The organism is Micrococcus sp. SL257 (genome assembly GCF_026625585.1).
Classification (GTDB): domain Bacteria; phylum Actinomycetota; class Actinomycetes; order Actinomycetales; family Micrococcaceae; genus Micrococcus; species Micrococcus luteus.
This window is the reverse complement of the sequence record NZ_CP113053.1, coordinates 1,703,773-1,724,553: the sequence shown is the minus strand read 5'-3', so window position 1 is coordinate 1,724,553 and position 20,781 is coordinate 1,703,773. Positions and strand designations below refer to the sequence as shown.

At 74.3% G+C, this 20,781-nt stretch carries 17 protein-coding genes and 4 tRNA genes; 9 read left to right on the top strand and 12 right to left on the bottom strand.

What is annotated here, in order from left to right:
* The first annotated feature begins 64 nt into the window (after positions 1-64).
* Genes thrS through pgsA form a run of 3 tightly spaced genes read left to right on the top strand, consistent with a single transcriptional unit; the run spans position 65 to position 3,371 of the window.
* Positions 65-2,083 (top strand): threonine--tRNA ligase, encoded by a 2,019-nt coding sequence (gene thrS / locus OVA32_RS07935; protein ID WP_063189615.1) that lies wholly within the window; start codon positions 65-67, stop codon positions 2,081-2,083.
* Entirely contained in the window at positions 2,080-2,760 is a 681-nt protein-coding gene (locus tag OVA32_RS07930; protein ID WP_095353994.1) for an HIT family protein, read from the top strand. The genes thrS and OVA32_RS07930 overlap by 4 nt, the downstream gene beginning before the upstream one ends.
* Entirely contained in the window at positions 2,760-3,371 is a 612-nt protein-coding gene (gene pgsA / locus OVA32_RS07925) for a phosphatidylinositol phosphate synthase (protein ID WP_044659663.1), read from the top strand. The genes OVA32_RS07930 and pgsA overlap by 1 nt, the downstream gene beginning before the upstream one ends.
* Before the next feature lie 25 nt (positions 3,372-3,396).
* Here the strand turns inward: pgsA and OVA32_RS07920 are convergent, their stop codons facing one another.
* The 3 genes from OVA32_RS07920 to OVA32_RS07910 are packed head-to-tail and all read right to left on the bottom strand — an operon-like array spanning position 3,397 to position 5,312.
* A complete protein-coding gene (locus OVA32_RS07920; protein WP_044659664.1) occupies positions 3,397-3,915 on the bottom strand; it encodes an aminoacyl-tRNA deacylase in 519 nt (172 codons plus the stop codon).
* A 7-nt stretch (positions 3,916-3,922) separates the two neighbouring features.
* The gene (locus OVA32_RS07915; RefSeq protein ID WP_004167585.1) at positions 3,923-4,381 is read right to left on the bottom strand and encodes a SufE family protein; all 459 of its coding nucleotides are present in this window, start codon (positions 4,379-4,381) and stop codon (positions 3,923-3,925) included.
* Positions 4,382-4,418: 37 nt separating this feature from the next.
* On the bottom strand, positions 4,419-5,312 hold the full coding sequence (locus tag OVA32_RS07910) for a sulfurtransferase (protein WP_044659665.1): 894 nt from the start codon (positions 5,310-5,312) through the stop codon (positions 4,419-4,421).
* A gap of 223 nt (positions 5,313-5,535) precedes the next feature.
* On the opposite strand from OVA32_RS07910, the gene zapE reads away from it, so the two are divergent.
* Positions 5,536-6,591 (top strand): cell division protein ZapE, encoded by a 1,056-nt coding sequence (gene zapE / locus OVA32_RS07905; RefSeq protein ID WP_080981737.1) that lies wholly within the window; start codon positions 5,536-5,538, stop codon positions 6,589-6,591.
* 74 nt (positions 6,592-6,665) lie between these two features.
* Here the strand turns inward: zapE and OVA32_RS07900 are convergent, their stop codons facing one another.
* From OVA32_RS07900 to OVA32_RS07880, 5 genes are read right to left on the bottom strand one after another with little or no spacing between them, the layout of a single operon-like run.
* On the bottom strand, positions 6,666-9,371 hold the full coding sequence (locus OVA32_RS07900) for a GNAT family N-acetyltransferase (RefSeq protein ID WP_049147983.1): 2,706 nt from the start codon (positions 9,369-9,371) through the stop codon (positions 6,666-6,668).
* Complete coding sequence (locus OVA32_RS07895; RefSeq protein WP_020624757.1) at positions 9,368-11,203, bottom strand: IucA/IucC family protein; 1,836 nt, start codon at positions 11,201-11,203, stop codon at positions 9,368-9,370. The genes OVA32_RS07900 and OVA32_RS07895 overlap by 4 nt, the downstream gene beginning before the upstream one ends.
* Complete coding sequence (locus tag OVA32_RS07890) at positions 11,200-11,844, bottom strand: GNAT family N-acetyltransferase (protein ID WP_223246401.1); 645 nt, start codon at positions 11,842-11,844, stop codon at positions 11,200-11,202. The genes OVA32_RS07895 and OVA32_RS07890 overlap by 4 nt, the downstream gene beginning before the upstream one ends.
* A gap of 5 nt (positions 11,845-11,849) precedes the next feature.
* A complete protein-coding gene (locus tag OVA32_RS07885; RefSeq protein ID WP_044659670.1) occupies positions 11,850-13,175 on the bottom strand; it encodes a lysine N(6)-hydroxylase/L-ornithine N(5)-oxygenase family protein in 1,326 nt (441 codons plus the stop codon).
* A complete protein-coding gene (locus OVA32_RS07880) occupies positions 13,172-14,767 on the bottom strand; it encodes a pyridoxal phosphate-dependent decarboxylase family protein (protein WP_049147986.1) in 1,596 nt (531 codons plus the stop codon). Before OVA32_RS07880 ends, OVA32_RS07885 begins: the two co-directional genes overlap by 4 nt.
* Before the next feature lie 161 nt (positions 14,768-14,928).
* Between OVA32_RS07880 and OVA32_RS07875 the strand changes: the two genes are divergently transcribed.
* On the top strand, positions 14,929-15,819 hold the full coding sequence (locus OVA32_RS07875; RefSeq protein ID WP_049147987.1) for a siderophore-interacting protein: 891 nt from the start codon (positions 14,929-14,931) through the stop codon (positions 15,817-15,819).
* A gap of 100 nt (positions 15,820-15,919) precedes the next feature.
* Here OVA32_RS07875 and OVA32_RS07870 read toward each other — a convergent pair.
* The 4 genes from OVA32_RS07870 to OVA32_RS07855 form a co-directional block, all read right to left on the bottom strand.
* Positions 15,920-15,993 (bottom strand) — tRNA-Gly (locus OVA32_RS07870).
* 28 nt (positions 15,994-16,021) lie between these two features.
* Positions 16,022-16,093, bottom strand: a tRNA-Val gene (locus OVA32_RS07865).
* Between the two features lie 58 nt (positions 16,094-16,151).
* Positions 16,152-16,222: transfer RNA gene (locus OVA32_RS07860), tRNA-Cys, on the bottom strand.
* Positions 16,223-16,240: 18 nt separating this feature from the next.
* Positions 16,241-16,314: transfer RNA gene (locus OVA32_RS07855), tRNA-Gly, on the bottom strand.
* A 158-nt stretch (positions 16,315-16,472) separates the two neighbouring features.
* On the opposite strand from OVA32_RS07855, the gene OVA32_RS07850 reads away from it, so the two are divergent.
* The 4 genes from OVA32_RS07850 to OVA32_RS07835 are packed head-to-tail and all read left to right on the top strand — an operon-like array spanning position 16,473 to position 20,765.
* Positions 16,473-17,459, top strand: coding sequence for a cytochrome P450 (locus tag OVA32_RS07850; protein WP_044659673.1), 987 nt, complete (start codon positions 16,473-16,475; stop codon positions 17,457-17,459).
* Positions 17,456-18,040, top strand: coding sequence for a peptide deformylase (gene def, locus OVA32_RS07845; RefSeq protein ID WP_044659674.1), 585 nt, complete (start codon positions 17,456-17,458; stop codon positions 18,038-18,040). Before OVA32_RS07850 ends, def begins: the two co-directional genes overlap by 4 nt.
* A gap of 14 nt (positions 18,041-18,054) precedes the next feature.
* Entirely contained in the window at positions 18,055-19,137 is a 1,083-nt protein-coding gene (locus OVA32_RS07840; RefSeq protein WP_230278126.1) for a methionyl-tRNA formyltransferase, read from the top strand.
* Entirely contained in the window at positions 19,134-20,765 is a 1,632-nt protein-coding gene (locus OVA32_RS07835) for an RsmB/NOP family class I SAM-dependent RNA methyltransferase (RefSeq protein WP_060973833.1), read from the top strand. The genes OVA32_RS07840 and OVA32_RS07835 overlap by 4 nt, the downstream gene beginning before the upstream one ends.
* Positions 20,766-20,781 lie beyond the last annotated feature (16 nt).

Genomic DNA, 20,781 nt, shown 5'->3' with positions numbered 1-20,781 from the left:
GGGACGCGGCCGACGGTGGCCCCCGTACGCCACCGATCCCGAAGCCAGACCTCGAAGGAGCACCGTGTCGGAGCCGAAGAACATCCTGCTGACCGTGGACGGAGAGCTGCGGGAGGTGACGCACGGCACCACCGGCCTCGACCTCTTCCGCGAGAAGCCGACCACCGCCGTCATGCGGGTGGACGGCCTGCTCTGGGACCTGGCCCGCGAGATCCCCGCCGGCGCGTCCGTCGAGTCGGTGGACATCACGGAGCCCGAGGGCCTCGAGGTGCTGCGGCACTCCACCGCCCACGTGATGGCCCAGGCCGTGCAGCAGCTGCGTCCGGGCGCCAAGCTCGGCATCGGCCCGTACATCACGGACGGCTTCTACTTCGACTTCGACGTCGACGAGCCCTTCACCCCCGAGGACCTCAAGCAGATCTCCTCGCTCATGCAGAAGATGGTGAAGTCCGGCCAGACCTTCCGCCGCCGCGTCGTGGACGAGGAGACCGCCCGCGCCGAGATGGCGGACGAGCCCTACAAGCTCGAGCTGCTCGGCAAGAAGGACGCCGCGGACACCGCCGGCGAGGGCGCCTCCGTGGAGGTCGGGGCCGGGGAGATCACCATCTACGACAACGTGGACCGCAAGACCGGCGACGCCGTGTGGTGCGACCTCTGCCGCGGCCCGCACCTGCCCTCCACCAAGCTCATCGGCAACGGCTTCGCGCTCACCCGCTCCGCCGCCGCCTACTGGCTCGGCAACGAGAAGAACAAGCAGCTGCAGCGCATCTACGGCACCGCCTGGGCCAGCAAGGACGACCTCAAGGCCTACCAGGAGCGCCTCGCCGAGGCCGAGCGCCGCGACCACCGCAAGCTCGGCGCCGAGCTGGATCTCTTCTCCTTCCCGGACGAGCTCGGCTCCGGCCTGCCCGTGTTCCACCCGCGCGGCGGCATCATCCGCAAGGAGATGGAGGACTACTCCCGTCGGCGCCACACCGAGGCCGGCTACGAGTTCGTCTACACCCCGCACATCACCAAGCAGCACCTCTACGAGGTGTCCGGCCACCTCGACTGGTACGCGGACGGCATGTTCCCGCCCATGCGCATCGACGAGGTCCGTGATCCCGAGACCGGCGAGATCACGCGCCAGGGGCAGAACTACTACCTCAAGCCGATGAACTGCCCCATGCACAATCTGATCTACCGCTCCCGCGGCCGGTCCTACCGTGAGCTGCCGCTGCGGCTGTTCGAGTTCGGCTCCGTGTACCGGTACGAGAAGTCCGGCGTGGTGCACGGGCTCACGCGCGTGCGCGGCATGACCCAGGACGACGCCCACATCTACTGCACCCGCGAGCAGATGAAGGAGGAGCTGACCACCACGCTCAACTTCGTCCTCGACCTGCTCAAGGACTACGGCCTCAACGACTTCTACCTCGAGCTCTCCACGAAGGACCCGGAGAAGTTCGTCGGCTCCGACGAGATCTGGGAGGAGGCCACCCGCACCCTCGCCGAGGTCGCGGAGGCCTCCGGTCTGCAGCTCGTCCCGGATCCGGGCGGCGCCGCGTTCTACGGCCCGAAGATCTCGGTCCAGGCCCGGGACGCCATCGGCCGCACCTGGCAGATGTCCACCATCCAGCTGGACTTCAACCTGCCCGAGCGCTTCGACCTCGAGTACCAGGCCGCCGACGGCACCCGTCAGCGCCCCGTGATGATCCACCGCGCCCTCTTCGGCTCCATCGAGCGCTTCCTGGGCGTCCTCACCGAGCACTACGCCGGCGCGTTCCCGGCCTGGCTTGCCCCGGAGCAGGTCGTGGCCATCCCGGTGGCCGAGGCATTCAACGACTACCTGGACGACGTCGTCGCGAAGCTGCGTGCCGAGGGGATCCGGGCGCGCCTGGACGACTCCTCGGACCGCTTCCCGAAGAAGATCCGCACCGCGGCCAAGGAGAAGGCGCCGTTCGTGCTGATCGCCGGCGGCGAGGACAGGGAGGCGAACGCCGTGTCCTTCCGCTTCCGCGACGGCACCCAGGACAACGGCGTGCCGGTGGAGGAGGCGATCGAACGCATTGTGAAGGCGGTGCGCGAGCGCGAGGTCACCCCATGACCAGCCCCGGCACCGGCGGATCCGACGCGCGGGCGCAGGCCCGCGCGTCGGCGGACGCCGCCGCCACGGACGGCTTCGAGCTGCCCGGCGCCCCGGACGCCTTCGAGCGGTTCTGGAACGCCCACCGCATGGCGTACGTGTCCAAGGGGACGGGCCAGGTCAAGGACGAGCACACCTGCCCGTTCTGCGCGGCCCCGCAGCGCGACGATGAGGACTCCCTCATCGTCCACCGCGGCCGCACCGCCTACGTGGTGCTGAACCTGTACCCGTACAACCCCGGTCACCTGCTCGTCTGCCCCTACCGCCACGTGCCCCTGTACACGGACACCACCACGGAGGAGGCCGCCGAGATGGCGGAGCTGACCCAGACGGCGATGCTCGCCCTCGGCCAGGCCGCCGGCGCGTCCGGCTACAACCTCGGCATGAACCAGGGGGCGGTGGCCGGCGCCGGGATCGCGGCCCATCTGCACCAGCACGTGGTGCCGCGGTGGACCGGCGACGGCAACTTCCTGCCGATCATCGCCCGGACCAAGAACATGTCGCAGACCCTGGGGGAGACCCGTCAGATCCTCGCGGACGTCTGGGACCGGGCCGCCCAGGACCACGCCGCGCGCCGGGCGGCCAACGCCCGTGCCGCGGCCGAGCATCCTCGCCCGGGGGCCGGAGACCCCGCCTGATGCTGGACCGTCACGCGCGCGGCGTCACCACCCGCCTGTTCACCCCGGTGGCCCGTACGCTCCTGCGGGCCGGGGTCAGTCCGGACACCGTGACGGTCGTCGGCACACTCGGCGTGAGCCTGGGCGCGCTCGTGCTCTTCCCCCTGGGGCACCTGTTCTGGGGCACGCTCTTCATCACCGCGTTCGTGTTCTCGGACCTGGTGGACGGGATCATGGCGCGCGAGGCCGGGTCCACCGGCCGCTGGGGCGCGTTCCTCGACTCCACCCTGGACCGCGTGCAGGACGCGGCCGTGTTCCTCGGGCTGTGCCTGTGGGGCTTCGGCGTCGGCGCCGCACCCGCGGTCGGCGCGCTCTCCGGGGCCTGCCTGGCCCTGGGCATGCTCGTCTCCTACGTGCGCGCCAAGGCGGAGGCCCTCGGCTGGGACGCGCACGTGGGCATCGCCGAGCGCGCCGAACGGCTCGTGGCCACCCTCGTGGTCGCCGGCCTCACCGGCCTCGGTCTGCCCCCGGTCGTCCTGGCCGTCACCTTGGGGCTGCTCGCCGCAGCCTCCCTGGTCACCGTCGGCCAGCGCATGGCTGTGGTGCGCCGCCAGGCGCGCGACGACGTCTGACCGGCCCGGCCGCAGGACCCGCCCGTCAGTCCGCCGCGATCTCCGCGACGACGGCGCCCGTCACCTGCACGAGGTCGGCGGGCGCGATCTCCACATCCAGGCCGCGTTGCCCGCCGGAGACGTACATGAGCTCCGCGTCGAGGGCGGAGGAGTCCAGGACGACGGGGTGGGGCCGGCGCTGGCCCAGGGGAGAGACGCCGCCCCGCACGTAGCCGGTCCGGCGTTCGACGACGGCCAGATCGGCCAGGGCGAGTCGCTTGACGCCCAGCACCGCGGCGGCGGCCCGCAGGTCCAGCTGACCGGACACGGGCACCACGCACGCGGCGAGCGCGCCGTCGGGGTCCGCCACCATCAGCGTCTTGAACAGTCGGTCGGCGGGCACGCTGAGCGCCCGGGCGACCTGGACGCCGAACCGCTCGCCGCCGGCGTCGAGGGCCACGTCGAAGGTGTGCAGCCGGTACGGGACCCCGGCGGCCTCGAGGGCGGCGACGGCCGGTGTGGCCGCCCCGTGCCGGGCGCTGCGATCCTTCTTGCGCTGGCCCACGGCGGACTCAGGCGATCCCGGCCTGCTCGCGCACGTTGCGCTTGATGCGGCCGAGCATGGCGGACATTCCGCGCAGGCGCAGGGGGGTGAGGGCCTTGGCCAGACCGAGGCGGGTGGGGATGTCCTCGGGCACGTCCAGGACCTCGAGGGCGCTCAGCCCGTCCAGGCCCTGGGTGAGCACGGAGGCGAAACCGCGCGTGGTGGGCGCCTCCGGGGGAGCGGTGATGAAGAGGCGGACCGGGGCCTGCGGACCGGGCTCACCCTCGAGCTCCACGGCCAGGAACAGCGGGGTCTGACACTCCACGACCTGCTCCATCTCGGCCTCGTGGCCGTCGTAGCGCTCCGGCAGCGCCGGCAGCTCGTCCGAGAATTCCAGCAGCAGCTCGAGCTTCTCGGGATCGGGCACCCCGGCGAAGTCGTCGATGATCTCGGCCAGGGCGGCGGGCACGGCGTGGTTCTCGGTCATGGTGTCCCAGTCTAGTGATCCACGCCGTGCCGGGGGCTCAGCGCGCGGGGGCCTCGCCCGGCTCTTCGCCGACGGCGATCGGCAGGCGCACGGCGTTGCCCCACTCGGTCCAGGAGCCGTCGTAGTTGCGGACGTCCTCGTGGCCGAGCAGGTACTTGAGCACGAACCAGGTGTGGGAGGACCGCTCGCCGATGCGGCAGTAGGCGATCACGTCGTCACCCTCCTGCAGCCCGGCGCCGGCGCGATAGACCTGCTCCAGCTCGGCGCGGGACTTGAAGGTGCCGTCCTCGTTGGCCGCGGACGCCCACGGCACGGACGCCGCCGTGGGGATGTGGCCGCCGCGCAGGGTGCCCTCCTGCGGGTAGCCGGCCATGTGCGTGGTCTCGCCCGTGTACTCGGGACGGGAGCGGACGTCGATCAGCGGGGTGGTCCCGATGGCCTGCAGGACGTCCTCGCGGGCGGCACGATCTGTGTGGTCGTCGCGCTCGATCACCGGGTACTCGGCGCGGGCCACGGTCGGGACCTCGCGGGTGGTCTCGCGTCCCTCCGCGATCCACTTGTCACGGCCGCCGTCCATCAGGCGCAGGTCCTCATGGCCGTAGAGGGTGAACACCCACAGGGCGTAGGCGGCCCACCAGTTGGACTTGTCGCCGTAGAACACCACGGTGGTGTCCCGGGAGATCCCCTTGGAGGCGGCGAACTCGGCGAAGGCCTCGGGGCCGACGAAGTCGCGGGTGACGGGGTCGTTGAGCTCGGTGTGCCAGTCGACGCGTTGGGCGCCGGGGATGTGGCCGGTGGAGTAGAGGAGAGCGTCCTCGTTGGACTCGAGGACCACGACGTCCTCGTCGCCGACATGGTCGGCGACCCACTGCGTGGACACCAGCTTCTCGGGGTGGGCGTACTCGGAGAACTTCGCGGCGGTATCGGTCATGGCACTGCCTTCCTTCGCGTCGGGGCGGGCCCGCACGGGCCCGGGGCGGGCGGCACGACGACGGCGGGTTCCGTGTCCGTGCCCTGCGCGCCAGATTACGGCACGTCGGTGTCACGTAAGAGGGTAGGGGCCCCTCAGTCCGGGACACGCGAGGTCACATGGGTCGGGTCCGCGGCCCGATAGCATGGCCCGGAATCCCCGTCGTCGACCCTGGGAGTGTCCCGTGGCTCAGATCGTCCACCTCGCCGACCGTTCGCCGCAGGTCACCCCGGACCAGCTGTTGTCCGGCTTCCACCCGTCGTACCGCTTCGGCACGGTGTCCTTCGACACCTACATCCCGGACCCCGCGCACCCCTCGCAGGCACAGGCCGTGGAGCGGCTGCGCCGGTTCGCGGCAGACCTCGGCCGGGGCGGTTCGGGCGGCGGGTTCCTCGGCGGCCTGTTCGGCGGGAAGAAGCGGGCGGCAGGGCCGGCCGGCATCTACCTCGACGGCGGTTTCGGCGTCGGCAAGACCCACCTGCTGGCCTCGACGTGGCACGCGGCCCCCGGGCCCAAGGCGTTCGGCACGTTCGTGGAGTACACCAACCTCGTGGGCGCCCTGTCCTTCCGCAAGGCGGTGGACGAGCTCAAGGAGTACACCCTCGTGTGCATCGACGAGTTCGAGCTCGACGACCCGGGGGACACCGTGCTGATGTCCCGCCTCATGCGCGAGCTGGCCGACGCCGGCGTGCGCCTGGTGGCGACCTCCAACACCCTGCCGGGCTCGCTCGGCGAGGGGCGCTTCGCGGCGCAGGACTTCAAGCGCGAGATCCAGGTCCTGGCCGACCAGTTCGAGGTCATCCGCGTGGACGGCGAGGACTACCGCCACCGCGGCCTCTCCGCCGCCCCGTCGCCGCTGGACGACGCCGCCGTCGAGGCCACCGCCCAGGAGAACTTCCCCGACGCGGGTGTGCTCGCCGTGGACGACTTCGCGGACCTCACCGCGATGCTCTCCCGCGTGCATCCCTCCCGCTACCGCGAGCTCGTCAAGGACGTGGACGTGCTCGCCCTCCACGACGTGCACACCATCACGGAGCAGGCCACGGCCCTGCGTTTCGTGGTGTTCGCGGACCGCCTGTACGACAAGGACGTGCCCGTCCTCGCCTCCGGCGTGCCCTTCGACGCCCTGTTCACGCAGGAGATGATGCACGGCGGCTACATGAAGAAGTACTTCCGCACGGTCTCCCGCATGACCGCCCTGGTCCGGGAGGGCCAGACGGGCGTGGCCGAGCACAAGTGAGCCACCGCCCCTGACCGGCACGACGACGGCGCGCACCGAGGCGGGTGCGCGCCGTCGCCGTGTGCGGGGCAGGGTCAGTGCACGGCGCGGAAGCACAGCGCCGCCCGCTTGCCCGGCAGCTCGACCTCCCGGTCCACCGTGAAGCCCAGAGCCCGGGCGGTCTTCACGGCCCGCGTGTTGCGGACGTCCGGCTCGATCACGAGCCGACGCGTGCCGGGGCGTGCGCCCAACCAGTCCACAATGCTCCGGTAGGCCGTGGCGCGGGCGCGCCCCTGCAGGCCGCCGGGGGCGGTGATGAAATGGAATCCGAGGTCCCCGTCCCGCACCTCGTAGGCGCCGCCGACCTCCTCCGCGCGAGGGTCGTAGGTCTGCACGAGGGCCACGAGGGTCCCGCCGTGCCACACGAGGTGGTTCGCGTGGGTGGGCTGGAACTCGAGGAAGTCGTAGACCTCCTCGACGTCCTGCACGCTGTGCCCGCGCATCCCGTAGAACTCCGCCCGCGGCTCCGTGACGAGTGCGTGGATCAGCGGGGCGTCCAGGGCCGGGCGGACGCGCGTCATGGTCAGGCCCAACGCCCCGACGCCGACCTCGGCCACGATGCGTCCCGGAGGGGCCCCGCCGGGGACGGAGCGGGCGGGTGCGACGCCGCTGCCGGCGGACGGGGGGACGGGACCGGACGGCACGGGCAGCAGGCGGCCGGCGGCCCACGCGTCCAGCTGATCCGTCACGTGCCCGCCTCCGAGACCGGAGGCGCCGAACGGGACGACCCACCGGCTGCGGGTGCGGTCGCCGAGGTCGAACACGACCCGGGCCACTGGCCCGCGGTGGGTGCCGACGGCCAGGCCGGGGGCGTGCGAGGTGGCGCAGACCGCGTCCGCGGTGCCGCCCACCCGGACGGACCCGATCGTGTCGAGCACGTCGGCGAGCCCCGGCACATCCGGCCCGCCGGGATGCTCGTGCGTGAACAGGAACGGGGTCAGGGCATGCGCCGCACCCCACGTCCGAGCCGTGTCGTCGGGGCCCGGCGGCTCAGCGGCGTCGCCGACGGCGGCGACGGCGGCCCGCACGAGGTCCCTCGTCGACGCTGCGACCCCCAGGGCCGCGCGCAGCGGCTCCGGCCCGCGCTCGGCGAGCGCCGCGCCGACCCATGCGGCGGCGTCGCCCCACGGTGCCCACGGGCCGCCGAGCAGGGCCCGCGAGGCGGGCGGCAGGTGCGCGATCAGGGCGGCGGCCACCTCGTGCTCCACGAGGAGCCACCAGCGGGCCGCGGCCGATCCGGCGGCGGCGTCGCCGGCCCACGCCGGGACGGACTCCGCGGCCAGCACGTCGTCCGCGACGAGCGCGTCGACGGCGTCGGCGAGCCAGGCCCGCGGCGCGCCCGGGGTCCGGGTGTCCGTCTGCAGGGCGGCCATCGCGTCCACGGTCCGCTCCTGCGGTGCCAGCGCCTCGAGGGCCTCCCGGATGCGGCGGGACCGCCACGGCGCGCACGCGTCCACGGTGAGGCAGGCGGTGTCCGGGTGGGGCTCGTTGGCCGCCACCACGACGTCGTCCGCCGCGGCCGGCGCGGGCCAGCGCACCCAGCGCTGATCGAGGGACCCGTCGGCGGAGCCCCGGCCCAGCGCGGAGGCCCGCGCCGCACCCCAGGCCGAGCGTCGATCCCGGCGCCGCACGGCCCCGGCGTGCCGGGTGAGCACCGTCCGCCGGTCCGCGACGATCACGCGATTGACCGGCTCGACGTGCCCGTCCAGCACCGCGCAGGCCTCCGCGGCGCTCGCGGCCGTGAGCAGCCGGCGCGCGCTCGGCAGGCCGGTGTCGGCGCGGTCCCAGGCGGGGAACCGCATGCTCACCGGGCCGGCGCCGGGCACGTCCACGAGCCGCCCGCGCGGGGTGTGGGCCACCCGCACGTCCACGGGGTCGCCGCCGCGCACGTGCACCCGCTCGGTCCGGGCGTCGAGGACCTCCGGCCCCTCGGGGGCGTCCTCGAGGACCATCTCGAGCGAGGACACCATCGCCGAGGTCGTCACCCACGCGACGTGCTCGGACTGCCCCACATGCGGGACGCCCGGCACACCGGGGAAGGCCAGGCCGACGACGTCGACGCGGTCCCGGGGACGCTCGGCCTCCACCACGAGGCGCACCTGCTGGTAGACGCCGGGCAGCTCGAGCAGCCGGTGCGGGTCGGCGGCCACGAGCGGAGCGCCCTCGGCGCCGACGCGCACCGCCCAGGCGTTCGAGCCGTCCGCGTCGGGGCGCGGCGAGATCAGCGCCGCGGCGAGCGCGGGGAAGCGCTCGGCCAGCAGGGTGCGGAACAGGGCGGCCGGCGCGTTGGTCAGCCAGACGTTGTAGCCCAGGTGCAGGGCGAGCGCCGTGTGCGGGTCGAACGGCAGCGGCTTCACCCCGTGGGCGGCGAACTCGGGCGCGCGCCGGGCCCCGGCGTCCAGCCCCGCGTTCACGCCGTCGGCGAACCGGGTGAACCAGGCCCGGTCCTCCGCGTCGTCGAGGGCGTTGAACGCCTGGCGGGCCGCACCGTCCAGGTCCATCTGCCGGGCGGCGACGTCGTTCGCCACCGCCGGCGGGCCGAACACCTCGGCGCTCATGCCGGTGACCCGGCGGTGCTCGCAGTCGACCTGCCAGGCCCGCTCCGTCGCCACGTGCCACCCCTGGAGGTAGGCCAGCTCGGGCAGGGACGCGGCCACGAGCGTCGGCACGCCGTGCGCGTCCCGGTGGCAACGGCCCGCCACGTCACCCGTCGCCGTCCCGGTCCACGCGTCCGCGCTCATGCCGCGGCGTCCTGCCGGAGCTCCGCCAGCGCGCGGCGCAGCGGCGCGGCCACCGGGTTGGCCAGGCGACCGGCGTAGAGCAGCGAGCCCGACGGGTCCGTCAGGTCCACCATCTGCGTGGCGTTCCGCAGCTGCAACCGGTTCAGGCACGAGTGCGCGAAGTCCTCCGCGTCCAGGCCGAGGCGCTCCACATCCGCGAGCCCCAGGGCCGTGTACTCGGCGAGGACCCGCCCCACCACGGCGTAGAACTCCTCCGCCGGCAGCAGGGCGTCCGCGTCCATCACGTCGGCCAGATGGCGCAGCACGCCGTCCAGCATGTCCGTGAAGAAGGAGAGGGAGAGGTCCTCGTCGGTGAGGTCGATGCGGATGCGCCGGGTCTGCTCCGTGAGCGGGACGCCGTCCGCGCCGACCACCACCTCCTCCCCGATGTCCTTGAGGAAGGCGCCGGTGACCCGTCCCTCCCGCAGGCGGAGCACGATGTTCTCCCCGTGGGGCATGAACACGGTCGAGTAGGCGGCGGCCAGATGCACCAGCGGGGTCACGTAGGCCGTCACCACCCCGTGCAGCCACTGCGCCGCCGTCAGCCCCGAGCGCTCCACGAGCGCCCCCGCCACGGAGCGGCCCCCGCCGTCCCGGTGCAGCAGCGCCGCCATGGTCATGACCCGCTCGCCCTCCGCCAGGCGCGGCAGCGGACTCTCCCGCCACAGGGCGGCGAGCATCTTCGTGTGAGGACCCTTCGAGCCCACGGCATGGAAGGCGTCCCCGGTGTACCCGGCCGAGGCGTACTCCCGCAGCACCCCGAAGCCCCACCTCGCGAGCAGGGGGTCGGAGTCCACGAGGTCGGCCACCACCGCGTTGATCGCCGGGGTGACGGACATGTACGCGGGGGAGAGGCCGCGCACGAACCCCATGTTCTGCACGGACAACGCCGTCTTCAGCTGCGGGGCGTGCGGGTCGCTCGCGTTGAACAGGGTGCGCACCGCCTGCATGGCCGTGAACGCGTCCGGGTCTTCGCCCACGTGCACCAGCCGCCCCGCGGCGAGGTCGGGGGCGAACGCCACCTGGATCCGGTGCTCCCACTGCCACGGGTGCACCGGGATCAGCGTGTACGCCTCCGGATCGACGTCGAGCGCCGCCGCCCGCTCCGCCCACAGGCCCGCCACCGCCTCGGTGATCGGCGGGGGCGGCGCCGGCACGGCGGCGCCCGCGCTCGCGGTCTTGGGCCAGGTCCACCGTCCCCCGAGCTCGGAGGGGAACGCGAGCCACACCGGGTGCAGCGCCCGCCCGCCCTCGGGGGCGAACATCGCGTACTCCGTGGCCCCCCAGCCGATGCGGCCGTTGGTGGCCACGAAGCCCGGGTGTCCCTCGCTCATGGCGGCCTCCACCGCCGTGTAGTCCGCGTCCACCAGGTCGGCGGCGGACGGGCGCTCGCCGGCCAGGGTGTGGCACCGGGCGGCGAAGGTGGAGGCGAGCTCCTCGAGATAGACGTCCAGCGCCTCGCCGGCCAGCCCGAGCACCTCGGCCGCGTCGAGGACGAAGCGGTCGACGGCCACCGCGTCCGGATCCCCGGCACGGCACACCGAGTCCGGATCCACGCCGAGGTGCTCGAGCGGGAGGGCACGCGCGGTGAACGTCCACCGCACCCCGCCCAGGGTGAGCGTGTAGGCGTGGCGGCCGGCGTCGTCGACCCGCTCGCCGCGCACCGGCGTCAGGAGCCGCTCATGGGTGAACTCGCGGATCGCCTTGGCGACGAGCAGCCGGTGGGCGTGCCGGGCGGTCGGCGCCGTCAGCGCGTCCAGGCGGGACGGGGAGGACGGGGGGACGGGGGTCATGCGGACACCTGCCTGTCGGGGGTGAGGAGGAGCGGGGGCTCGGGGAGGGTGAGGTCCAGCCCGGCGGCGAGGACGCCGATCCGGCTGGCAGTGAAGGACTCGGGCGTGGCGATCGAGAGCATCGCCGTCTTGGATCCCAGCGCCACGGGACCGAGCTCCGTGAACCCGGCGGCCAGGTTCTTCGCCCGGATGGCGGCGTTGCGCTCGTCCGGCTCGACGACGACGCGCCGCGCCCCCGGCTGGGCCAGGCACCAGCGCACCACCGCGGCCATCACCAGGTCCGTGGTCCCGGGCACCGGGGTGTCCGTCGGGGCGACGAGCACGTGCAGGCCGACGTCGCCGGGCGCGCCCGCATACCGTCCGGCCAGCTCCGAGTGGGCCGGGTCGTAGACCTCCACCAGGAAGGTCGCGGTCCCGTCCACGAGCCCCACGTGCGCGTGGTGGTGCGGGTGCGCGGCGATCGCCTCGTACTCGGCCACGACGTCGGCCAGACCCGCCTCCGTCATCTCCCAGTACACGGCGTGCGGGGACGTCACCCACCGGTGCAGCAGCGGATGGTCCTGCGCGCCCACGGGACGGAGCTCCACACGACGGGCCGCGCTCGCGGCCGCACCGTCCACGGTGGTCTGCGGCGGCGTCACGGCGCTCACCGGACGCCCGCCGCGACGGCACCGAAGTCCTGGAACGCGATCGACTCGGCCTGCGCGTAGACCTGGCGGCCGGCGATCGTGCTGAGGATGCGGCCGCTGTGCTCCGCCGCCATGCCCAGGTCCGGGCCGGTGAGACCCAGGGGCTGTTCGGCGGTGTTGTGCACGAAGATCCGGCGGCCGCTCACGTCGATCGCGTGGTCCGCGTTCGCCGTCGTCCGACCGTCCTCCGCGCGCAGCAGGTGCCGCACCGGCTCCAGGAACGGATGGTCCGGGTGGCGGTAGCCCGTGCCCGCGACGACACGGTCCACCACGCGCCCCCCGGTCACCCCGGTCTCCTCGTCGCGCAGGGTGACCTCCACCCGGGGCGCACCCGGGCCCGCGACCAGGCGGGCGTCCGTCACCGACGTGCCCGGCCACAGCCGGGCCGGGTCCAGCGGACCCACCTGGCGCTCGTACAGCGCGTGGTAGACGTCCTCGATCGTGTACTCGCTGATCCCCTTGTACAGGGACCGGTGGGATGCGTTGATCTCATCCCGCCGCGCCCGGGGCAGAGTGGCGAAGTGCCGCTCATAGTCCAGCGAGGTCAGCTCGAGCGTGAGCTGGCCGACCTCCATGCCGAAGAACCGGGGTGAGCGCGTGACCCACGTGAGGTCCGGGTGGCCCGCGTTCAGCAGGTCCAGGGCGCACTCCGCCGCCGACTGGCCGCTGCCCACCACCAGGACCGACCCGGCCCCGGCGATGTCCTCGCGACGGCCCATGTACTCACCCGTGTGCACCACGGGGGACGCGCCGACCCGGGCCGACTCCTCCGCGACGCGCGCGAGCGGCGCGGGCAGGGACGGCACCGTGCCCGTGCCCACCACCACGTGGTCGGCCCGGTGCGTGCTGGTCCCGGCCGCGGAGGCCGCCTCCACCACGAACTCGTCCGCCTGATCGTCCCACCGCACCGCCGTCACCGTGGTCGCGTAGGCGATGCCGGGCAGCTGGGCTGCCACCCACGCGCAGTAGTCCGAGAACTCCCGCCGCAGCGGGTACCAGGAACCCCGGATGTAGAAGCGGTGCAGCCGGCCCATCGCTTTGAGATACGCCAGGAACGAGTACGGGGAGGTCGGGTCCGCGAACGTCACCAGGTCCGCGAGGAACGGCACCTGGATCTGCGCGCCCGGCAGCATCATGCCCGGGTGCCACACGAACGCGTCGCGGCTCTCCACCACCTCCACCTCGACGTCGGGCAGCGGGTGGGCCAGCGCGGCCAGGCTCAGGTTGAACGGGCCCAGCCCGATCGCGAGCACGCGGCGGGGGGACGTGGACGCCGGGCTCATGCGCACACCTGCTCTCCGTGCTCGTCCACGCGCGCCGCGGACGGACGTGGCCCCGCCGAAGCGGGGAGCGTGCAGGACACGGCGACCGACGGGCCATGCGGACGGGTCCGCGCCACCCCGCGCCACCGATGACGGCTCGCCCGCACCGCGTCGACGTGCCGCAGCGCCGCCTCCTCCACGACGTCGACCAGCTCCTCCAGCTCGCCCGAGGTGACCGCGGGGTTCAGGATCGTGAACTTCAGATGGGGCACCCCGTCCACCACCGTCGTCGCGATCAGCGCGCGCCCGCCGGCCACGAGCTCCCGGTGCGTCGCCGCCTGCACCGCCGTGCACTCCTCCTCCGACAGTCCCTCGGCCCGCACCCGGAACAGCACTGTCACCAGCGTCGGATCCTCCAGCACCGCGAACGTCGGCCGGGCCCGCAGGATCCCGCACGCCTGCCGCGTGCGTTCGCGCGCCCCCGCGAACAGGGACACCACCGCCTCGGCCCCATGCTCACGCAGCGTCAGCCACAGCTTGAGCGAGTCGAACCGGCGGCTCGTCTGCAAGGACCGATCCGCCAGGTTCGGATGGACGCTGTCCTCCGGGTTCAGGTAGTCCGCATGCACCGTCACATGGCGCAGGCTCTCGGCGTCCCGCACCACCAGCGCGCTGCAGGCCAGCCCCACGTAGAACGTCTTGTGGAAGTCCATCGTCACCGAGTCCGCACGGTGCAGCCCCGGCAGCTCGTGGCGCGTCGCCGCGCTCGCGGCGAGGATCCCGCCCACGGCCGCGTCCGCATGGACCCACATCCCGTGGCGTTCGGCGACGTCGGCGATGGCCGGCAGCGGGTCGATGGCGCCGCGGTCGGTGGTCCCCAGCGTCGCGACGACGGCCATCGGCACGGCACCGGCGGCCACCTCACGTTCGACCGCCTCGGCCAGGGCCCCTGGGTCCAGACGCCCGGCGGCGTCGGTGGGGACGACGACCACGGCGTGGCGGCCCAGCCCGAGCAGGCCGGCTGCCTTGGCGATGCTGTAGTGCGTGGCGGCGCTGACGAAGACGCGCAGCGAGCCGAGCACCTCGGCGGGCAGGTCGGCGAGCCCGGCGTGGCCGGTGAGGCGCTGCACGGCGCGGCCGCGGGCCAGCGTCATGGCCTGCAGGTTGGAGGCCGACCCTCCGGAGGTGAAGACGCCGTCGCCCGCGGCGAACCCGCACCAGCGTCCGACCTCGGCCAGGAGCCGCTGCTCCATGAGCGCCGCGGAGCGGGCCTGGTCCCAGGACTCGACCGCCGTGTTGAGCGCCCCGAGCACGGTGTCCGCTGCGGTGCTGGAGAGCAGGACCGGGCAGTTGAGGTGAGCGGCATAGCGCGGGTGGTGGTAGGCGGTGGTCTGGTGGGCGTAGAGCTCCGCGACCTCGGCGAGGGCGTCGTCGAGGCTGCCCGTCGGCTGCGAGAAGTCGACGGCGCCGACGGCGTCGGCCAGGTGCGTCGACGGGGTGTCCGGGTGGACCCCCGCGCGGTCGTAGGCGGTGTCGACGGCCACCCGGGCCGCCCTGCCGGTGGCGTCGAGGTAGGCGGCTGGATCGCCGAGTCCGAACAGGCGAGGGAGCATGGGAGGGCCTTCCGTGAGGGGGTCGTCGGCTCCGGGCGGCGTGCGCCACGGACGTCCCGCACAGTAGGGAAGCCTTACCTAAGAAAGCAAATACGCAACAATGACGTAACGTATTCAAAGGGAGGACTCCAGCAAAGGTGAGGCTCACCTATGATGACCGGATGACGAGCTCCTCCGTCCTCCCCCCGCCTGCCGCCCGTCCCTCGCGTGTCGAGGCCCTGCAGATGAAGGCCTACCGCGGGCTCGCGGCCCTCGGCCAGGCGATGCCCGTTGACCGCGACGAGTATCCGCAGTGGACCATGACGGTCCGCGCCACGTGGCTGCTCGCCCCCCGGCTGCGTCGTCTCACGTTCGCCGCGGAGGAGTTCCGCACGTTCACCCCGCAGGGCTGCGACGAGTACTTCGGGCTGCTCACCCCGCCCCCGGGGCGGGCGCTCGTGATGCCCGATCCCGCGGCGCTCAATGCGCGGCGAGCGGTCGGGCGGATCCCCGAGGACGTGCGGCCGGATCTGCGGTGGTACACGGTCGCCGAGCACCGGCCCTCCGTCGGTGAGATCGACGTCGACGTCGTCGTGCACGACCATGCGGGCCCCGCCGGCACGTGGGCGCGCACCGCACGTCCGGGCGACGTCGCCGGCTTCCGCACCGGGACGGGCGCCTATCGTCTGCCGGCGGCGGGGGAGTCGCACCTCGTGGTGGGGGACGAGACCGCAGTCCCGAGCATCGCCGCCGCCCTCGCCGCGCAGCGTCGCACGCCGCGCGGGGGCCGGATGGACGTCGTCCTGGAGGTGCCCGGCCGTGACCACGTCCCCGCCCTCGAGGTCCCGGAGGGCGCCACGCTCACGGTCCTGCACCGCGGAGACGCCGTGCCGGGCGCCCTGCTCACGCCGCACCTCGAGGACCTCCCCGCCGCGCCCCGCGACCACGTGTGGGCGTGCGGCGAGCAGTCGCTCGCGACGGCGGCGCGGCGGGTGATCGTCCGCCGCGGCATCGCACCGAAGCGCGCGATCATGTTCAGCGGCTACTGGCGGGTGGACGGCCCGCGGCTCTGATCCCGTCCGACGGTCGGCGTCCGTGCTCCGAGCACGAGGCCGACCGCACGCCCCGGAACGACGAAGGGCCCCTCCGTCAGGAGGGGCCCTTCGTGTGGGGAGCGGATGACGAGATTCGAACTCGCGACCTCCACCTTGGCAAGGTGGCGCTCTAGCCAACTGAGCTACATCCGCCTGAGTCGATCGTCACGGATCGTCTCCGTGCGCGATACTGGGTTCGAACCAGTGACCTCTTCCGTGTCAGGGAAGCGCGCTACCGCTGCGCCAATCGCGCTCGTCCACCTCCGAAGAGGTGGTGAACATGCCGCCACTCCCGGTCGGAGAAGGCTGCGAGGTCGGGACGGGATTCGAACCCGCGTATACGGCTTTGCAGGCCGCTGCCTCGCCTCTCGGCCACCCGACCAGGGGTGAAGGTTGAGCGAGCGGATGACGAGATTCGAACTCGCGACCTCCACCTTGGCAAGGTGGCGCTCTAGCCAACTGAGCTACATCCGCGTGTCGGTGCCGCCGGGATCCGCTCGTCCGAGCCGCTCACCTGCGTTTTCCAACGAGAAAGAACTCTAGGCCATCTCCGCCCGGATGCAAAATCGGCGTCCGCTGGCGTGTCGGGCCACCCCGTCGGGGGTCCGCGGACCCTGCCAGAATGGCTGACCATGACCCAGCCACGCCTCGCGCATCAGACCCCCCACGGGCGCATGTACGCGCGCTCCCTCTCGGGCCTGCCCGAGGTCCCGTCCATCACCACCGTGATCGGCATGGAGAAGACGGACCTGGACGGCTGGGTCGGGTGGATGGCGGCCCAGTCCGTGACCCAGGATCCGCGCCTGGCGGAATCCGTGGGCTCCGCCGCGCGCCTGAAGCAGGTGGCCCGGCAGTCCGCCGACGCCGCCGCCCGCTACCGGGACGCCGCGGCCGAGCGCGGGGACCGCGTGCACGACTACGCCGAGCAGGTGGCCCAGCGCGCCCTCGGCCGCCCCCACACCATGGCGGAGGCCCGGGCCCGGCTGATCGAGCACGGCGAGGGCGCCTACGCGGACCGCTTCGACGAGTGGTGGGACCTCTACGACGTCCGGCCGATCGCGGCCGAGATCACCGTCTGGAACCACACGGTGGGCTACGCGGGCACGCTGGACCTCGTCGCCCGGATCGGCGGCCGGCTGTGCCTGATCGACTACAAGACGAAGGGCACGGGGCGGGACGGACGGGTCAAGGCGCTCGATCCCAAGGTGGTCATGCAGCTGACCGCCGGCCTGAAGGCGGAGGAGTCCCTGGTGGACCCCGAGGCCGGCACCTGGGAAGAGTGGCGGCACGGCCAGGCCGAGATGCTGCTCGGCGTCGCCCTGGGGGAGACCGAGGTCGCCGTGCACCAGGCCAACCCCGGTGTGCTGCCCCGCCACTGGCACAAGTTCTGGGCCCTGCGCCAGGTCTGGAAGCACGCGCAGGCCGTGGACGACGCCGGCCCCGCGCTCCGCGTCATCGGCCCGCCTCCGCCGTCGGTCCCGGCGTCGGCGGCCACCGGACTGCAGGCCGTGCGCGCCGCGGCGTTCGGCGGCGGCTCCCACGCCGCCCCGGACGTGGCGCCCGACGGGTCGTCGTCGCGCCCGGCGTCTGCCGAGGGCGGCGATAGGGTGACGGCGTGACCGTCCTGCCCGTCCGCACCATCCCCGACCCCGTCCTGCGCACCGCCGCGTCGCCCGTGCCCCCGGGCGCGGATGTGCGCGCCCTCGTGGCGGACATGATCGAGACGATGCACGCCGTCGGGGGCGTGGGCCTGGCCGCGCCCCAGGTGGGCGTGGGCCTGCGCGTCTTCGTGTTCGACGTCGCCGGCGTCGCCGGGCACGTGGTCAATCCCGTACTCGAGACCGCCGGCCAGGCGCTGCGGGAGCCGGGCGAGGGGTGTCTGTCCGTGCCGGGGCTGCGCTACCACCCGGCGCGCGCCGCCGAAGCCGTCGTCCGCGGCACCGACGTCGACGGGAACCCGGTGGAGCACCGGGGGACCGGCCTGCTCGCCCGCTGTCTCCAGCACGAGACCGACCACCTCGACGGGATCCTCTACGTCGACCGCCTCGACGGCGAGGAACGCCGTGAGGCCCGCCGCCGCATGCGCGCCGGCGAGGTGGACCGCGCCGCCCGCCGCATCGGGGCCGAGCGCGCGGCCGCCGTCAGCTCGGTCTTCGGCGCCCCCGCCGCCCCCGCCGCCGGAACAGGAGCCGCCCGATGACCGCCCCGACGCCCCTGCGCGTGCTCTACGCCGGCACGCCCGAGACCGCCGTGCCCGTGCTGCGCGCCCTGCTCGACTCGCCCCACGAGGTCGTCGGCGTGCTCACCCGGCCGGACGCCCCGGTCGGGCGCCGGCGGGTGCTGACCCCGTCGCCGGTCGCGGTCGTGGCCGAGGAGGCCGGCCTGCCCGTGCTCAAGGCCGACCGACTCCGCGGACCCGAGGGTGCCGATGCCCTCCAGGCGATCCGCGCGCTCGAGGCGGACGTGGCCGCCGTCGTCGCCTACGGGGCGCTCGTGCCCGCCGAGGCCCTGCAGATCCCGCGCCACGGCTGGCTCAACCTGCACTTCTCCGCGCTGCCGGCCTACCGCGGCGCCGCCCCCGTTCAGCGCGCCGTGATGGCCGGGGAGACCGAGATCGCCGCCGACGTGTTCCAGCTCGAAGAGGGCCTGGACACCGGACCCGTCTTCGCCCGACTCACCCGCCCCGTCGCGGCCGACGAGACCGCCGGGACCGTGCTCACCGACCTCGCCGAGCGCGGCGGCCCGCTCGTGATCGACGTGCTCGACCGCCTGGCGGCCGGCACCGCGACGGCCACGCCCCAGCGCGGCGAACCCACCCACGCGCCGAAGCTCACGGCCGCAGACGGCCTGGTGGACCCCGCCCGCCCGGCGGCCGAGGTGGCCGCCCGGATCAACGGCGTCACCCCCGAGCCCGGCGCCTGGGGCTGGCTGACCGCGGACGACGGCGCCGCCCCGGCCCGTTTCAAGCTCGACGGCGTCGCCCCGGTCCGCGCCGGCGACGACGGCTGGCCCTCCGTACTCGACGCCGCGGCTCCCGGGCAGATCCTGGTGGCCGCGAAGGCCGCCTGGCTGCGCACGTCCGGCGGGGCCGTCCGGCTCTCCCGCGTCCAGCCGGCGGGCAGGAAGCTGATGCCGGCCGCCGACTGGGCGCGCGGCGCCGCCGCCGGGGCCGCGCTGCTGGCCGGGGAGGCGCTCGCCCACCACGAAGAACAGGCCCGCCAGAAGGCCGCCGCCCGGGCGGCGGCACGCGAGGCCGCGCGGAACGCCGCGGCACAGGACGAGGAGGCACGCGCATGAGCCGCGAAGGACAGGCAGGACAGGGCCGGGGCGAGCGAGGGGCCCGCGGGGAACGCGGCCGCGCACCCCGGCCGGACGCCCAGGACCGCCGCGACGCGCAGGGGCGCACCCGCAACCGGGGTCGCTCGGGCGCGGGACGGAAGTACTCGGCGCAGGCGCCGTCCCAGCGCTCCCGCACCGCCGACCCGGCCCGCCGCGTCGCGTTCGGGGTGGTCCGCTCCGTCCACGCCGAGGACGCGTACGCGAACCTGGTCCTCCCGGCGCGCATCCGCCAGGCCCGCCTCGACCGGCGCGACGCCGGTTTCGCCACCGAACTCGCCTATGGCACCCTGCGCGGGCTCGGCCTGTACGACGCGATCCTGACCCGCTGCGTGGACCGCCCGCTCGAGCAGATCGACCCACCCGTGCTCGACGCCCTGCGGCTCGGCGCCCACCAGGTGCTGGGCATGCGCGTGCCCGCCCACGCCGCCCTCGACGCCACCGTCTCCCTCGTGCGCGCCGAGATCGGGGCCGGCGCCTCCGGGTTCGTGAACGCGGTGCTGCGTCGGGTCGCCGAACGCCCCCTCGACGAGTGGCTGGCCGACGTCGCCCCCGCCGACGGCGGCGACGCCGCCCTGGCCGTCCGAGCCTCGCACCCGGTGTGGATCGTCCGCGCGCTGCGCCAGGCCCTGGCCGCCCACCGCGGCACCCGCCACACCGCCGACCGCGACGCCGAGCTGGCCGCCCTGCTCGAGGCGGACAACGCCCCGCCCGTGGTCAACCTCGTCGCCCTGCCCGTGGCCGGCGGGGCCGAGGCGCTCGCCGCGGCCCTCGACGACGGCGCCGAGCCCGGGCCGCTGGCCCCGGACTCCGCCCTGCACTCCGGTGGCGACGCCGGCCGTCTGCCCGGGGTGCGCGAGGGCGTGCTCCGCGTCCAGGACGCCGGCTCCCAGCTCACCGCCCGTGCCCTGGCCCAGGCACCCGTCCCCGCGGCCGAGGGGCGGGCCGAGCGCTGGCTCGACCTGTGCGCCGGCCCTGGCGGCAAGGCGGCCCTGCTGGCCGCCCTCGCCGCCGAGCGGGGGGCGACGCTCGTGGCCAATGAGGTCGCCCCGCACCGCGGCGACCTCGTCCGGCAGGCACTCGCCGCCGTGCCCGCCGACGCCTGGACCGTCCGGGCCGGGGACGGTCGCACGATCGCCGACGCCCCCGAGGCGGCCCCGGCGTTCGACCGCGTCCTCGTGGACGCCCCCTGCACCGGCCTCGGGGCGCTGCGCCGCCGACCCGAGTCGCGCTGGCGCCGCACTCCGGCCGACCTCGCCGAGCTCACCGGCCTGCAGGCCGAGCTGCTCGACGCGGCGGTCTCCGTCCTCGCCCCCGGCGGCGTGCTCGCCTATGTCACCTGCTCCCCGCACGTCGCGGAGACCGTCGTCCAGGTCCAGGACCTCGTGCGCCGCCACCCCGAGCTGGAGCTGCTCGACGCCCGCACCGCCCTCGACACCGTCGCGCTCGACGACCTGCGCCTGGACGAGGCCGAACCCGCCGGCGCGCCGGAGCCAGCCGATGTGGTCGCCCGCACGGCCCAGCTCTGGCCGCACCGGCACGGCACCGACGCCATGTTCCTGGCCCTGCTGCGCGCCCCCGGCGCCTGACCGAGAGGACCCGCCC